At 45.7% G+C, this 14,036-nt stretch carries 12 protein-coding genes; 7 read left to right on the top strand and 5 right to left on the bottom strand.

Annotated elements, in window-relative coordinates:
- Nucleotides 1-35: 35 nt before the first annotated feature.
- Together ACMA1I_RS12860 and lpdA are read right to left on the bottom strand one after the other, a co-directional pair.
- On the bottom strand, nt 36-1,148 hold the full coding sequence (locus ACMA1I_RS12860; RefSeq protein WP_337068758.1) for an acyl-CoA desaturase: 1,113 nt from the start codon (nt 1,146-1,148) through the stop codon (nt 36-38).
- Between the two features lie 425 nt (nt 1,149-1,573).
- Nucleotides 1,574-2,968 carry a dihydrolipoyl dehydrogenase gene (gene lpdA / locus ACMA1I_RS12855; protein ID WP_337068757.1) on the bottom strand — a complete coding sequence of 465 codons (1,395 nt, stop codon included), beginning with the start codon at nt 2,966-2,968 and terminating at the stop codon, nt 1,574-1,576.
- Between the two features lie 213 nt (nt 2,969-3,181).
- Here lpdA and ACMA1I_RS12850 point away from each other — a divergent pair, with 213 nt between their 5' ends.
- The gene (locus ACMA1I_RS12850; RefSeq protein ID WP_337068756.1) at nt 3,182-3,790 is read left to right on the top strand and encodes a tetratricopeptide repeat protein; all 609 of its coding nucleotides are present in this window, start codon (nt 3,182-3,184) and stop codon (nt 3,788-3,790) included.
- A 310-nt stretch (nt 3,791-4,100) separates the two neighbouring features.
- On the opposite strand, the gene ACMA1I_RS12845 is transcribed toward ACMA1I_RS12850, so the two are convergent.
- A complete protein-coding gene (locus ACMA1I_RS12845; RefSeq protein WP_337068755.1) occupies nt 4,101-5,834 on the bottom strand; it encodes a M3 family oligoendopeptidase in 1,734 nt (577 codons plus the stop codon).
- 107 nt (nt 5,835-5,941) lie between these two features.
- Entirely contained in the window at nt 5,942-7,129 is a 1,188-nt protein-coding gene (locus ACMA1I_RS12840) for a ferredoxin--NADP reductase (protein ID WP_337068754.1), read from the bottom strand.
- 274 nt (nt 7,130-7,403) lie between these two features.
- Between ACMA1I_RS12840 and ACMA1I_RS12835 the strand changes: the two genes are divergently transcribed.
- The 3 genes from ACMA1I_RS12835 (at nt 7,404) to ACMA1I_RS12825 (ending at nt 9,639) form a co-directional block, all read left to right on the top strand.
- Nucleotides 7,404-7,976, top strand: a complete 573-nt coding sequence (locus ACMA1I_RS12835) for an HNH endonuclease (RefSeq protein WP_337068753.1) — start codon at nt 7,404-7,406, stop codon at nt 7,974-7,976.
- Between the two features lie 51 nt (nt 7,977-8,027).
- Nucleotides 8,028-8,726 (top strand): peptidoglycan DD-metalloendopeptidase family protein, encoded by a 699-nt coding sequence (locus ACMA1I_RS12830; RefSeq protein WP_337068752.1) that lies wholly within the window; start codon nt 8,028-8,030, stop codon nt 8,724-8,726.
- Between the two features lie 85 nt (nt 8,727-8,811).
- On the top strand, nt 8,812-9,639 hold the full coding sequence (locus tag ACMA1I_RS12825; protein ID WP_337068751.1) for a mechanosensitive ion channel family protein: 828 nt from the start codon (nt 8,812-8,814) through the stop codon (nt 9,637-9,639).
- Between the two features lie 318 nt (nt 9,640-9,957).
- Here ACMA1I_RS12825 and ACMA1I_RS12820 read toward each other — a convergent pair whose 3' ends face one another.
- Complete coding sequence (locus ACMA1I_RS12820) at nt 9,958-11,172, bottom strand: ABC transporter permease (RefSeq protein WP_337068750.1); 1,215 nt, start codon at nt 11,170-11,172, stop codon at nt 9,958-9,960.
- A 59-nt stretch (nt 11,173-11,231) separates the two neighbouring features.
- Between ACMA1I_RS12820 and ACMA1I_RS12815 the strand changes: the two genes are divergently transcribed.
- From ACMA1I_RS12815 to ACMA1I_RS12805, 3 genes are read left to right on the top strand one after another with little or no spacing between them, the layout of a single operon-like run.
- Entirely contained in the window at nt 11,232-12,476 is a 1,245-nt protein-coding gene (locus tag ACMA1I_RS12815) for a DUF1343 domain-containing protein (RefSeq protein ID WP_337068749.1), read from the top strand.
- Nucleotides 12,477-12,480: 4 nt separating this feature from the next.
- Nucleotides 12,481-13,410, top strand: coding sequence for a methionyl-tRNA formyltransferase (gene fmt / locus ACMA1I_RS12810; protein WP_337068748.1), 930 nt, complete (start codon nt 12,481-12,483; stop codon nt 13,408-13,410).
- Nucleotides 13,411-13,414: 4 nt separating this feature from the next.
- Nucleotides 13,415-13,900 carry a dihydrofolate reductase gene (locus ACMA1I_RS12805; RefSeq protein WP_337068747.1) on the top strand — a complete coding sequence of 162 codons (486 nt, stop codon included), beginning with the start codon at nt 13,415-13,417 and terminating at the stop codon, nt 13,898-13,900.
- Nucleotides 13,901-14,036 lie beyond the last annotated feature (136 nt).

Raw genomic sequence — 14,036 nt, 5'->3', positions numbered from 1 at the left:
TCTCTGGCTTTACTATAGTACAATAAAACAGTGATTTAACCTATAGCCTCGTTCCAGTCTGGCAGCTTGCCAAAGCGGTGCAGGGTAGCAATATGGGAGCGAACAGCTTGCCCAAACGTTTCATTTTCGAGGTAAGGAATACCAAATTCCTCGGCTGTCTGTTTTACAATTGGTGCAATAGCCGGATAATGTACATGGCAAATCCGGGGAAAAAGGTGGTGCTCAATCTGGAAGTTCAGCCCTCCTACATACCAAGATATCATCTTGCTTTTTCTGGAGAAGTTAACGGTGGTATTTAACTGGTGTATTGCCCAGTCATTTTCTATGATGCCGTTTTCTGTAGGACGCGGATGGCTGGTACCTTCTACTGTATGCGCCAACTGAAACACAACTGTAAGCACAATGCCTGCCACAAAGTGCATCACGAAAAACCCTAACAACACCTCTAACAATGGTATGTTGAAAAGGACAACTGGCACAGCCAGAATAAGGGCAAAATAAAGCACTTTAGTATATACCAATTTAAACAGCAGTATCCTGTTTTGGGCCTTGCTGTTGGCATTAACACCATTATTTTTAAAAAGAGCATACTGCACAAAATCTTTGGCTACTACCCAGTACAGCGTAAGCAAACCATAAAAAAAGAACGCATATACCCACTGCAGTTTGTGGTAGAACTTCACTTTTGTATGAGGTGAAAAACGAAGCACCAGCCTGTCTTGTATGTCTTCGTCCATCTCTACTACATTAGTATAGGTGTGGTGCAGAATGTTGTGCTGCAGTTTCCAGTTAAAGGCCGACCCTCCCACCAGGTTTAAGGTGTAACCCATTAGGTCATTAACCATTTTGCTGTTGGAGTAGGCTCCATGATTTGCGTCGTGCATAATACTCATGCCAATACCAGCCACTCCTAAACCCATTACAAACCAAAGCATCAGGCTTATTCCCAGATCTGGCTGCAAGGCCAGAAGCAACAGAAAAGGCATTATGTAGCAGGCCAACAAAACTACACTTTTAATGATCATGGTGGAGTTGGCATTTTTAGATACCTTATTCTCCTCAAAGTAAGCGTCTACCCGCTTTCTCAAGGTAGGAAAGAACAAGCTCTTGTCTTTGCTAACAAATTTTATTTTGCCTTTATGACTCATATTGAATTAAAAGTTTAGGAGGTAAGCTTGCAGGATGACCTTTGAAAAGAAGTAAAACTTCTGGCAGCATTACAGCAGATGAATTATATTAACGGGTAATATACATGTTTAAGTTCATAAACCTAAACATCAGAGAAAGTAATTATACGCAAATCAGAATTAATACGTAATCTACTCCCCTTCCTAACCGTAAGATTTTATTAGAATTGCGAATCCATTCAAATAAATTGTGCATACTAACCTAACACACTTGTTGTAAGCACCCATTTTATTCAGTCCCTGCCCTTTACAGCTGTAGAAATACCCTATAAGCAAGTACAACTATTTACCTGATTTATAAACACCACTTGCTTTGGCAAAGAAATAAAAAGGAGAAGCGGCGGAAAGTTACCTCTCCGCCGCTTCTCCTTTTTAATATGTATTTCTTACAAGTGAATTACTTCATCGTAGGCAGCAGCTGCCGCTTCCATTATGGCTTCGCTCATAGTTGGGTGCGGGTGAACAGATTTAATGATCTCATGACCTGTGGTCTCCAATTTACGGGAAACTACAACTTCCGCAATCATTTCAGTTACGTTGGCCCCAATCATGTGAGCACCCAGGAACTCTCCGTATTTGGCATCGAAAATAACTTTAACGAAACCGTCTTTAGCACCGGCGGCGCTTGCCTTGCCAGAGGCTGAGAACGGAAATTTACCCACTTTGATTTCAAGTCCTTGCTCGCGGGCAGCTTTTTCAGTAAGTCCCACAGAAGCTATCTCAGGAGAGCAGTAAGTACAGCCTGGTATGTTGCTGTAGTTTAATGGCTCCGGATGGTGACCTGCAATTTTCTCTACACAGATGATGCCTTCGGCAGAAGCTACGTGCGCCAGAGCCGGGCCTGGCACAATGTCGCCAATGGCATATACGCCATCTACATTTGTTTTGTAAAAATCATCTACCAGCACACGGCCTCTGTCGGTTTTAACACCAGTTTCTTCAAGACCTAGGTTATCGAGGTTCGTTTGAATACCTACCGCAGAAAGTACGATGTCGGCTTCCAGTGTTTCTTCGCCTTTTGCCGTTTTAACTTTGGCTTTGCAAACATCACCGCTGGTATCTACCGATTCTACACTGGCGTTCGTCATAATGGCGATGCCAGCTTTTTTGAAAGATTTCTCCAGCTGCTTTGATACCTCCTCATCTTCTACCGGAACAATGTTCGGCAGGTACTCTACAATAGTTACCTTTGTTCCGATGCTGTTGTAGAAATACGCAAACTCTACTCCTATGGCACCAGAACCGACCACGATCATAGACTTAGGCTGTTTCTCAAGCGCCATAGCCTGGCGGTAGCCAATAATTTTTTTACCATCGATAGGCAGGTTAGGAAGCTCGCGTGAACGGGCACCAGTTGCCAGTATTATACTCGTTGCCTCTACTATATCTTTCTTGTTGTCGGCGTTAGTAACTTCTACTTTACCTTTTCCGGCAAGTTTACCAGTTCCCATAATCACATCGATCTTATTTTTGCGGAACAGGAACTGAATACCTTTGCTCATGCCTTCGGCTACGCCGCGGCTTCGCTTAATCACAGCACCAAAATCAACAGAGGCTTCGCCAATGCTGATACCATAGTCGGCTGCATGATTGATGTACTCGAATACGTTTGCGCTTTTCAGCAATGCCTTAGTAGGAATACAGCCCCAGTTCAGGCAGATGCCGCCAAGCGACTCGCGCTCTACAACAGCTACTTTCATGCCTAGTTGCGACGCGCGAATAGCTGCCACATAACCGCCAGGACCACTACCAATCACTACTAAATCGTATTTTGATGCCATAATGTCTTTTATATAAGTGATGAGCAAAATTAAACGATAATCCCAATAACACAAAACCTACCGACAGAACCTTTGCTGCAGCAGGTTTTAGCATTATATCGCCTACTAAATTGTGCAATTACAGGAAAAACAGGTTAAAGTACGGAAAAACCTTTGTCCTTATAGTTAAGCTGATGAAATTTGCGGTCTTATTACCATAAGTTGCCGCCCTAAATGAAAAATCTTTTTCTGCTATCGCTTACTTTTCTAGTTTCTTTTTCTGTCTTCTCACAAAAAACGTCCAAAGATTACTTCATCAGCGCAAACCAAAAGTTCAAGGCGGGTGACTATGCGGGTGCTGTAAAAGATTACAACGAGGTGTTGAAGCAGGACCCCAAGCACGTAGTAACACTCACAAACCGTGGCATTGCCAAAGATCGCATGCAACAATACCGCAGTGCTATAGAAGATTTTAACAAGGCCTTAGAACTAAACCCTAAGCACTTGCCTGCCATCACCAGCCGTGGCCTTACTAAATACAACATGAAAGATTTCCGGGGTTCTATTATAGATTATAACAAGGCTATAGAACTGAACCCAAGCCAAGCCAAATCTTTCAACAACCGAGGCCTGGCCCGATACGGCCTCAAAGACTACAGCGGCGCCGTTGCAGATTACACCAAAGCCGTTTTGCTTAAACAAGATTATGCTGAGGCTTACTACAACAGAGGAGCGCCGAAATACAACCTGGGTGACAAAGCAGGAGCCTGTGCCGACTGGAACAAAGCCAAAACTTTCGGTCTGAAAGACGTTGACCAGTATCTGCAGAAATACTGTAAATAGCCCTTACATCAGAAAAGCGCTTTACCCCTCCGGAAGGGCTTTTTCATTAGAAAAATTTGATTGGGTTATTTGCCTGAAGGGCAAATAATCAGATGCCTCAACTGTTGACAGATTTGATATGGAGCATCCCTGGCATGAGCAAATATAATGAAAGACACCCGCTTTAAATAAAATCTGACGTCTTTACCCTGGTACTTTAATTCCACAAAACGCCTCCGGAAGGCAATTTTTATTGGAATAATTTCGGTTAGAAACAGCGAAGCCGGCTATTTAAATAGCCGGCTTCGCTGTTTTAAAAATTTATTAACTACTATAGCTTCGCCATTTCTTCCTGTACGAAATCGGCCAGGCTTTGAATATAGGCGGTGCTGAAGTCGAACTTAATGCCGGCTGCTTCATACACTTCTGAAATAGAAACCGTATAGCCAAGACTGAGGGCACGTTTATAAGCAGCCAATCCTTCCTGCGGGTTTTGCTTATAGTTTTTCCAGACGGCGATGGCACCCAGCTGAGCCATGGCATACTCTATGTAATAAAATGGAACCTCGTAAATATGCAGCTGCTTCTGCCAAATGTATGGCTTAAACTGCTCCAGCCCCTGCCAGCTTACCTCCAGGTGGTTATAGTTTTCGAAAATATGTACCCACTGCTGGTGGCGCTCCTCCTGGGTGTGCTGCGGATTTTCATAAAGCCAGTGCTGAAACTTATCGACAGTAGCTACCCACGGGAAAGTTTCAAGTACAGTTTCGAGATGCGTTTTCTTGGCGCGGCGAAGCTCTTCTTCCTTCTCAAAGAAAATATCCCAATAATCCATTGAAATGAGCTCCATAGACATAGAGGCCAGTTCAGCTACCTCCGATGGCGGGTGTTTAAAGGCGCTTAGGGTAAGGCCTCGCGTTAAGAACGAGTGTACTGCGTGCCCTCCTTCGTGCAGCATGGTAATTACATCGCGGAGGCTGGAGGTTGCATTCATGAATATGAATGGAACACCAATCTCGTCGAGTGGATAATTATAGCCACCTGGTGCCTTTCCTTTGCGCGACTCCAGGTCGAGGTGCCCCATTTCGCGCATGGTTGCCAGGCAATCGCCTAAGTAGGTATCGAGCTTGTAAAACACCTGAATCGTTTTTTCCAGCAATTCGTCGCCTGATTTAAACGGCTCGAGCGGAGCACTCCCAGACGGATCTACATCCACGTCCCAAGGGCGAAGTTCTTCTAATCCGAGCTTCTGTTTACGCTCCTGATCCTGCAAAGTCAGCAAAGGAACGATCGTCTCCCGTACCGATTCATGAAAATCAAAGCAGTCCTGCGGCGTATAGTCGAACCGGCCCATGGAGGCAAACATATAATCTCTGAAATTTGCAAAACCGGCATTGCGGGCTACCTGATCACGCAGTTTCAGGAGTTCGTCAAATAAATCATCCAGCTTCTCGCGATCTTGCGCACGGCGCTCTTGTATGGTGCGCCATGCCTCTTCCCGCACCTGTCTGTTGTTTTGCTTTAACCGATCTGCCGCGCGCTGCAGGGTTAGCTCTTCCCCATCGAGCGTAACCGTCATGTTCCCGATAATGGCGGCATACTGCTGCTGCTTGGTACTGATTTCTGTCTGAAGCGGGATGTTTTCTTCTCTGAAAATTTCAAGTGCCTTGTTTACACTACGCAGGTAGATGCGATACTTTTCCTGATCGAGCTGCTGTACAAAAGGCGAGCTCATCAGTTTCTGGTTTAGCTCATGATCGAAAGGCGCGATTTTTGGCTCAATTTCCGAAACAAAGTACTGAAATGCTTTGGTTACTTCCTCGTTGCGCGTGTCGCAGGTCATGCGAATATAGCGCCAGCCAAGATCTTCAGTCAGCACACTCTCCAGTTCGCTGCGGTCGCGCATCCATTGTTCAAGTGCCTCAACAGAATCAATTTCTCTGCTTACCAGCTCTGTAAAATAAGGGGAAATGGTTTCCCAGGTATCTACTATAAAATCTTCTGAAAGGTAGGTGCGGGGCTTCCGCTTTAAAACTCGTGTAGTGGTAGTGTCCGTTGTTTGCATAGGTTTATGGCTGTATGGCTTAAAATAGCAGTACTTCACAAAGTACAAAAAAAAACTAATGCTGCAAAGCCCTTGCCAGCTTCTTTATATTATAATCAATTATTAAATTACCCAATTTCTATAATCACGTCATGTGTTAAGGGGTGGCCAACACAGTTCAGCACATAGCCCTCGTCGAGTTCTGCATCCGAGAGCCCTTCGCGCTCATCCATGTGTATTTTGCCTTGTAAGCATCTTCCTCTACAGGCTGTGCAGAGGCCAGCCTGGCAGGAATAGGGCATATCAATGTTTTGGGCAAGTGCCGCCTCCAGAATTGTTTCTTCCGGCTGCACCTCTACCCTGTACTCGGCCCCTTCATAAATAATGGTTACCGTTTGCTTTATAATTTCGGCAGGTTCGTCGCCGGCTAGTTCAGTACCATGCGCGTCCGTGTCTTTTGCTGCCAGCTTCTCGCTTACAAAACTCTCACGGAATATACGCTCCGACGGTACTTTTAGCAATTTCAGCGCCTGCTGCACTTCTTCCATCATACCGGCCGGGCCACATACATAATATAGCGCGTTGTTGGTTTTAGAGAGTTGCAAACGTTCTAAAATTTTTATTACGCTGCTCCTGTTCATGCGGCCGTGGTGCTCACACACCTGCTGCGGGCTTTCTTTTATCGCTTTCTTAAGGAAACCAAAAAACCCGGAGGCCTTTTTAGGCGCTTCTGGTGGAGTGGCTGCTGATGCGCAGTGAGCACATTTACCTTTAGGTTGGCTGTAAATGTACTCGATGTGCAGCCGATCGGCATAGTTTTCTTGGAGTTGTTCTAGCTGATGTTTAAAAATTACATTATCTTCGTCCCGATTTCCATATAGCAAGGTTACCTGACTGCCTGGCTCCTCCCGAAGAGCCGCTTTCAGTATAGATATTAAGGGAGTAATGCCACTGCCTGCTCCAAATAGCAAAAGGTGCCGTTTACTTTCTGGTTCGGGGGTATAGCAGAAATTACCGAGCGGGTCCATTACTTTTACTTCCTGCCCTGGCTGTGCCTGGTCTATCAGGAAATTAGACACTACGCCACCAGGAACCCGTTTCACGGTTAAAGACAATCGGGCACCCTCGTGCGGGGTACTGCAAAGAGAATAGGACCGGCGTTCTTCTTTACCATTTACGCTTAAAATCAGGGTAAGAAACTGGCCAGGTTTGTAAGGAATAATCTGTTTATCAGGATGTTCTAAATGCAAGGTAACTGCATCTGAGGTTTCGCGGGTAATGTCGGCAATTCTCAGAGTGCGATAAATATTACTCATTCTATTTTAAATTAATGCTAAATTTTTATAGCTTATAAACACAATTTATGTGCGAAAGTTACGATTATATAGTATGATCTTATATAGCTCAAAATAAATTAACTTTTGCTAATGCTCTTCCGTACATTCAGAGTCTGCCTGATAAATACGGCCTGGGAATACGAAAAATATTCGCAATTTTACGGCACTATTTTTCGTATTTCAGTATAAGTAACCGAGATTGGTTTTTTTACTCCAAGAAATTCCGTTCATTACTATCAACCACTAAATACTGATGCTTTATAAACTAACACTAAAAAACTGTGAAAAAACCGTAATGGTTGATGACACCACTTACGAGTACATACAAAACAATGCCTATCTGCAGCAAATAGAATTTCTAAAGCACTTACGCATCCACTCCAACGGCTACGCTTTCTTTCAGAAGAACTGGCCCCTCAAAAACGGGAAATACCGCAACGAAACCATTTACCTGCACAAACTAATCGGGGAACAGCTTCTCGAAAAACCTGAAAGTAACATCAGGCTTTATGTGCACTTTAAAAATGGCAATAAGCTAGACTGCCGCCGCGACAACCTGGAGTGGGCACCCCTCTGCAAGATTGTTCGCAACACAGCCAAAACCGAAAACAAACTCGGCGTGCGCGGTGTGCACAAAGAAGCGCAGAAATACAGAGCCATTATTCATTACAACAAACAGCGTATTAACCTAGGCACTTTCGAGACGCTCCAAGAGGCTGCTCTGGCCTACAGCAGAAAATCGGAAGAGCTTTTTGGCAAAACCAAGAGTCTTAAAACGCTTACCAAAGCGGTAGAAGAGGTTAAAACCGTAGAAGAAGTAAGCTAATTCTTCTCTCTTGCTGTTCAGGTGGTCACCCTTCCGCCTGCTACTACCATTATGATGACTTCACCGGACCTAAGTGCTGTACTAAGGCGGCATCATGCTGCCTTTGCACGGATACTAAACGCAGATTTAAACGCCGCTTCCGTTTGTCGCCTCGATTTTACAAAAGGCAACACCTCGCTACAGCACGTGAACCTGCGCCACACAGAAACATTTCATTATGCCGTACAACAGATGCTGCTGCAAAAAGGAGCATCTGTTGGTATTGGCGGCTACCTCGAAGACCGGTTTATCTATAGCCGCAGCGCCCATTTCGATGTGGCTGCCGAAAGCCGGAACCTGCACCTAGGCATTGACATCTGGATTGAGGCTGGCACTCCAGTTTATACTCCACTGCCTGCCGTAGTGCACAGTTTTCAGGACAACGCTAATTTCGGTGACTATGGCCCCACCATCATCCTGCAGCACGAGCTGGAGGGCATTCCCTTCTATACCTTATACGGTCACCTTAGCCGAACCTCGTTACACAAACTTTTTGTTGGAAAGCGCTTTAGCAAGGGCGAGCAGATAGCAGAAGTAGGACCATTCCCAGAAAACGGCGACTGGCCCCCACACCTTCACTTCCAGGTCATCAGCGATATGCAGAACCACTCCGGAGATTTTTCGGGTGTTGCTACCACCGCCGAAAAAGAAAAATACCGCTTACTTTGTCCCGACCCTAACCTTATCCTGCAGAGCGCTCACCTTGCTTAAACTTGTAAATAATTTATTTTTTACAAATCTTTGAGGCTTGTTCCTGCTACGGCAGCCTTGTAATTGTAATTTATAACGAAGTATTATGCAAGATTATTTACAGTTTGAGCAGTACAGCACCTTCGTCAGCAATTTTTTTGTGGTGTACGGTATTAAATTGATTTCAGCAGTCCTGACTTTGCTGGTCGGTTTGTGGGCAGTTGACCGCATAAATAAGCTTATTTATGCACTTATGGTGAAGAAGGAGGTAGACATTTCGCTTCGGCCCTTTCTGAAAAATGTACTCGGCATTACACTCCGCATCCTGCTCCTGATACTCGTAATTGCACAACTGGGTGTTGAAATGACCTCCTTTATAGCCGTTTTAGGTTCTGCAGGTTTAGCCATTGGTCTTGCCTTGCAAGGTAGCCTCTCCAACTTTGCAGGTGGCGTTCTCATTTTAACCATCAAGCCTTTTAGAGTGGGAGACTTTATAGAGGCACAAGGGCAGTCAGGCACCGTATACCTGATCAATATCTTTAATACGGTTATTAAAACAGGAAACAACCAGGTCATTTATATCCCGAACGGTCCGCTTGCCAACAGTGTCGTTATTAATTATTCGGTGGAGCCAACCCGGCGGATGGAGCTGAAGCTGGCCATCAGTCCGCGCAACAATGTGGGGGAGGTAAAGCAAATGCTTTGGGATATTATAAACTCCGACCCTCGTATTTTGCAGGAACCGGCTCCTTTTATGGGAGTTACAGAGTTTACGGAATACTCTCTTACTATTACGCTCCGGCTTTGGGCCAAAAAAGAAGAGTTCTGGCCGCTAAACTGGGAAATGAACGAGCGCATTAAAATAGCATTTGAAGAAAATGGCGTAAAAATGCCGGCTCCGCTACAAAAGCACGAAGTAATAAGTGTGCAATAGCTTTTCCAGAGCTACCTCTTCTCTATAAATTAGGCTAATAAAAAATCCTTCCGGAGGTAAAAGCCAGATAAAACACGCTGGATGAAAGACAAACTTCACGTGCTTTTTTTGTAGGTCTTCATCCTTTTATAACTGTTTTATGCAGCCCATATATAAGCTCTAAAGCTGGTACAGGAACAATGCCTGCACCAGCTTTAGAGCTTTTTCTTTAAGTTAATTTTTATTTCTACCCGAGAGCAGTCTTGCAAATTATTCTAATAAAAAGGGCCTTCCGAGCCATTTTGGGTACTTCCGGATTATGAACACTTCCAAAATAGCTTAGTCGAACTTAATAGCCTTAACAGGTTTGATGCGGGCAACCATGGCAGCTGGTATTAAAATGGCTAGCATAGTAAGCACCAACGTAAGCACGTTTAGCACCACAATCACACTAAAGTTCCAGCTGATCGGCACTGTGTTCATGTAGTAGTTCTCAGGGTCGAGCGGAATTATTTTAAAGTAGTATTGCAGCACACAAAAACCCAGCCCGATCACGTTCCCCCAGAGCAGCCCCTTTAGCGTTAACTTTAAGCCTCTGAAAATAAACACCTGCCTGATCTGCGCATCCGTGGCACCTACAGCCTTCAGTACGCCGATCATGTTGATGCGCTCAATAATCATGATAAATACAGTAGAAACCATGTTGAACGTCGCCACAAAAATGATCAGGATCAGGAAGATGATCACGTTTTTGCGGAGCAGTTGCAGCCAATCAAATAGCTGAGCGTGCCGGTCGGTTATCTTCTCGAGCTGCAGGTCATAGTTCATCTGGTCGAACACCTGGTTTGCTATCGGGTCTATCTGTTCAAAATCTTTGAGCATAATTTCTACCCCGCCTACCAGCGTGTCGGGCCAATTGTTGAGCTCCCTCACCAGCTGCAGGTCACCGATCACAAAAACTTCGTCGAACTCCTCCAGGCCCGTGTTAAAAATACCTGTCACCTTCAGCTTCCGTGCCCGGGGCGGGTTCTGAATAAAATAAAATATAGCCTCGTCGCCTACTTTTAGGTCGAGTTTGCTGGCAATCCGGCGGCTTAGCATTACGTCTTTAGAAGAAGCTGTGTCAGAAAAGGTCACTAGTTGCCCCTCTTCCAGGTTTTGCTGCATCGATTGCAGGTTATAGTTTTTGTCTACACCTTTCAGCACCACCCCCAGTACTTCGTTTTCGGTTTTGATAATAGCCGTTTTGCGGGCAAAGGCCTGAATGCCGGCAATGCCCGCTATGTCGTCGGTTGAGTTTATGCCGGTATAAATGCTGATGGGTGCACCTTCGTAGGAATTGTTCGTATCATACTTGCTGATCTGCAGGTGAGCCCCGAAGCTGAAAATCTTGGCACGGATCTCATTCCGGAAGCCTTCCAGAATGGCAAATGACACAATCATGATGGCAATGCCTGCGGCTATGCTTATAATTGCTATTTTTGTGACCGACGACGTAAAGGAGCCGGCCTGCACTTCTGATATTTTATCGGATATGTACTTAGAAATGTTCACGCACCTTGTTTTAAACAGCCTTAAAGATAGGTATGAAATTTGACTTCTACCCTATTACGATGATACAGCAACTTGTTATACTTTATTCTTCACTCCTGCTCGGGCTCTTTAACTGCTCGCCCAAGCAAGGCTCCGACAGCACCAGCACATCCCAAACCACACCGGTAGAGGCAGCCGCGTCACAAACACCAGCAGCCCTCCCTTTACAAACAGGTGCCGCTCAAACCAGCCGTTACCTCAAACAACTGCAAGGGAAGCGTGTGGGCCTGGTGGTGAACCAGACTTCCGTTATTGGCCAAACGCACATAGTAGATTCGCTGCTGAGCCACGGTATTAACATTACCACCATATTTGCGCCTGAGCACGGGTTCCGCGGCGATGCCGATGCCGGTGCCCATGTAAAAGATGCTAAAGATACCAAAACAGGGCTTCCCATTATCTCCCTCTACGGAAACAATAAAAAGCCACTGCCGGCACAGCTACAGAACGTGGATGTTCTGGTTTTTGATATTCAGGATGTAGGCGTCCGCTTTTATACCTACATCAGCACGATGCATTATATTATGGAGGCCTCGGCCGAAAACAATAAACCGCTGCTCGTACTGGACCGTCCTAACCCAAATGGATACTACATAGACGGGCCGGTGCTGGAACTGAAAAAAGAGTTTACATCTTTTGTAGGCATGCACCCGATTCCGCTGGTGCATGGGCTTACAGTTGGCGAGCTGGCCAATATGATTAATGGCGAAAAGTGGCTGGCCGGGCAACGGCAATGTCAGCTTACTGTGATACCCGTTGCCGGATACACCCACAAAACAAAATACCAGTTGCCCGTGCGGCCTTCACCTAACTTGCCTAATGCGCAGGCAATTCTCCTGTACCCATCGCTGGGTTTATTTGAGGGAACCAATGTAAGTGTGGGCCGGGGCACTACAACGCCATTCCAGTTGATAGGCAGTCCGTTTTATAAGAAAAAAGACTTCTCTTTTACTCCCCAGAGCATGCCTGGAGCACAGGACCCACCGCATAAAGGGAAAACCTGCTATGGTCTGGACCTTACCAAAGCAGACGAGGGACAGCCGTTTACCCTGGCTTACCTGCTGGAGATGTACCATAACTCCACCAACCAGGACAAGTTCTTTCTGCCCAGCAACTTTATCAACAAACTGGCGGGCAATGCCTCGCTACAGGAGCAGGTAAAAGCAGGCAAGACAGAGGCCGAAATCAGGGCCAGCTGGCAGCCAGCTCTCGCTAACTACAAAAAAATGCGGAAACGCTATTTACTATACCCAGACTTTGAATAAAACTATGCCCCAGGAACTACGCATTGTATTTATGGGCACGCCCGATTTTGCCGTGCCCACACTGCAAATACTTGTTGAAAACGGTTATAATGTAGTAGCCGTTATTACCGCCCCTGATAAACCGGCAGGCCGTGGCCAAAAACTGCACCAGTCACCGGTAAAGGAGTATGCTGTATCGCAGCAGATTCCGGTGCTGCAGCCAACTAACCTGAAGGCCGAAAGTTTTCTGGAAGAGCTGCGCAGCTACAAAGCTAACCTGCAAATAATTGTGGCCTTCCGGATGTTGCCGGAGGTGGTGTGGAGCATGCCGGAACTAGGATCTTTTAACATACATGGCTCACTTTTGCCGCAGTACAGAGGCGCGGCGCCAATTAACTGGGCCATTATAAACGGCGAAAAAGAAACAGGCGTAACGTCATTTTTCTTAAAGCACGAAATAGATACCGGAGATATGCTGTTTCAGGAAAAGCTGCCCATTCTGGAAGAAGATGATTTTGGATCTGTTTACGAGAAGTTGAAGCATGAAGGAGCAAAGCTTGCCTTAAAAACCGTTCGTGCCATTGAGCAAGGACCTGTAGAGGCACAGCCCCAACAGCATGCCGATGGCCATAAGCATGCGCCGAAAATCTTCAAAGAAACCTGCGAGATTAATTGGAACCAGCCGGCCGTGCAGGTACGTAACTTTATCAGGGGCCTCTCCCCCTACCCTGCTGCCTGGACCCGCCTGCAAGGCAAAACCTTTAAAATTTTTAAAACGGAAGTGCTCTCAGGAACCGCCGAAGGCCTGGAACCAGGCCAGATCAAAACCGATAACAAAACTTATCTGCACGTGCAGACCGCTGATAATATGTTAGCCATACACGATTTGCAGATGGAAGGAAAGAAACGAATGCAGCTAAGCGACTTTTTACGAGGATTTAACTTTACCATTTAGCCACATGATAGCCATAGTAGTAGCAGCCGATGAGCAACAGGTAATAGGCAAAGACAATAAGCTGATCTGGCACCTCCCTGCCGATTTGCGTCATTTTAAGACTATCACTATGGGTCACCCCATACTGATGGGCCGCAAAACGTATGAGTCTATCGGTAAGCCATTGCCTGGGCGTACTTCTATTATTATTACCACACAGCCTGATTACAAAGCGGAAGGTTGCGTGGTGGTACACTCCGTGCAGGAGGCTATAGACAAGGCACGCGAAATTGACGAAACAATTTGCATTATAGGCGGTGCTGAAATTTACCGCCAAGCCCTCTCCTACACCGACACCATTTACCTTACCCGCGTCCACCACCATTTTGAGGGAGATACTTATTTCCCGGAGCTACGCGAAAGCGAATGGAAGCTGCAGGCAACAGAGCGGCATGAGCCCGACGAGAAAAATAAATACGCCTACAGTTTTACAGAATACCATCGCAGATAACAACAGAACAAGAAATGAGGCTATGTTTTATTTCGGTGCAGAGGAAATGGGTGGGAATAAAAAAGATATGAAGAGCAGACCATTAGGTGGTTAAAAAGTAATTATGTTAATTGTACAGGAATTGTAGCACCAGAAG

The organism is Pontibacter sp. 13R65, from assembly GCF_047525655.1.
GTDB lineage: Bacteria > Bacteroidota > Bacteroidia > Cytophagales > Hymenobacteraceae > Pontibacter.
Note: the sequence above shows the minus strand (reverse complement) of the source record. Positions and strands in the feature narration are given on the sequence as shown.

What these genes read in the sequence shown, in the direction of transcription:
- ACMA1I_RS12860 (WP_337068758.1), bottom strand. Translation starts at nt 1,148, where the DNA reads ATGAGTCATAAAGGCAAAATAAAATTTGTTAGCAAAGACAAGAGCTTG.
- lpdA (WP_337068757.1), bottom strand. Translation starts at nt 2,968, where the DNA reads ATGGCATCAAAATACGATTTAGTAGTGATTGGTAGTGGTCCTGGCGGT.
- ACMA1I_RS12850 (WP_337068756.1), top strand. Translation starts at nt 3,182, where the DNA reads ATGAAAAATCTTTTTCTGCTATCGCTTACTTTTCTAGTTTCTTTTTCT.
- ACMA1I_RS12845 (WP_337068755.1), bottom strand. Translation starts at nt 5,834, where the DNA reads ATGCAAACAACGGACACTACCACTACACGAGTTTTAAAGCGGAAGCCC.
- ACMA1I_RS12840 (WP_337068754.1), bottom strand. Translation starts at nt 7,129, where the DNA reads ATGAGTAATATTTATCGCACTCTGAGAATTGCCGACATTACCCGCGAA.
- ACMA1I_RS12835 (WP_337068753.1), top strand. Translation starts at nt 7,404, where the DNA reads ATGCTTTATAAACTAACACTAAAAAACTGTGAAAAAACCGTAATGGTT.
- ACMA1I_RS12830 (WP_337068752.1), top strand. Translation starts at nt 8,028, where the DNA reads ATGATGACTTCACCGGACCTAAGTGCTGTACTAAGGCGGCATCATGCT.
- ACMA1I_RS12825 (WP_337068751.1), top strand. Translation starts at nt 8,812, where the DNA reads ATGCAAGATTATTTACAGTTTGAGCAGTACAGCACCTTCGTCAGCAAT.
- ACMA1I_RS12815 (WP_337068749.1), top strand. Translation starts at nt 11,232, where the DNA reads ATGATACAGCAACTTGTTATACTTTATTCTTCACTCCTGCTCGGGCTC.
- fmt (WP_337068748.1), top strand. Translation starts at nt 12,481, where the DNA reads ATGCCCCAGGAACTACGCATTGTATTTATGGGCACGCCCGATTTTGCC.
- ACMA1I_RS12805 (WP_337068747.1), top strand. Translation starts at nt 13,415, where the DNA reads ATGATAGCCATAGTAGTAGCAGCCGATGAGCAACAGGTAATAGGCAAA.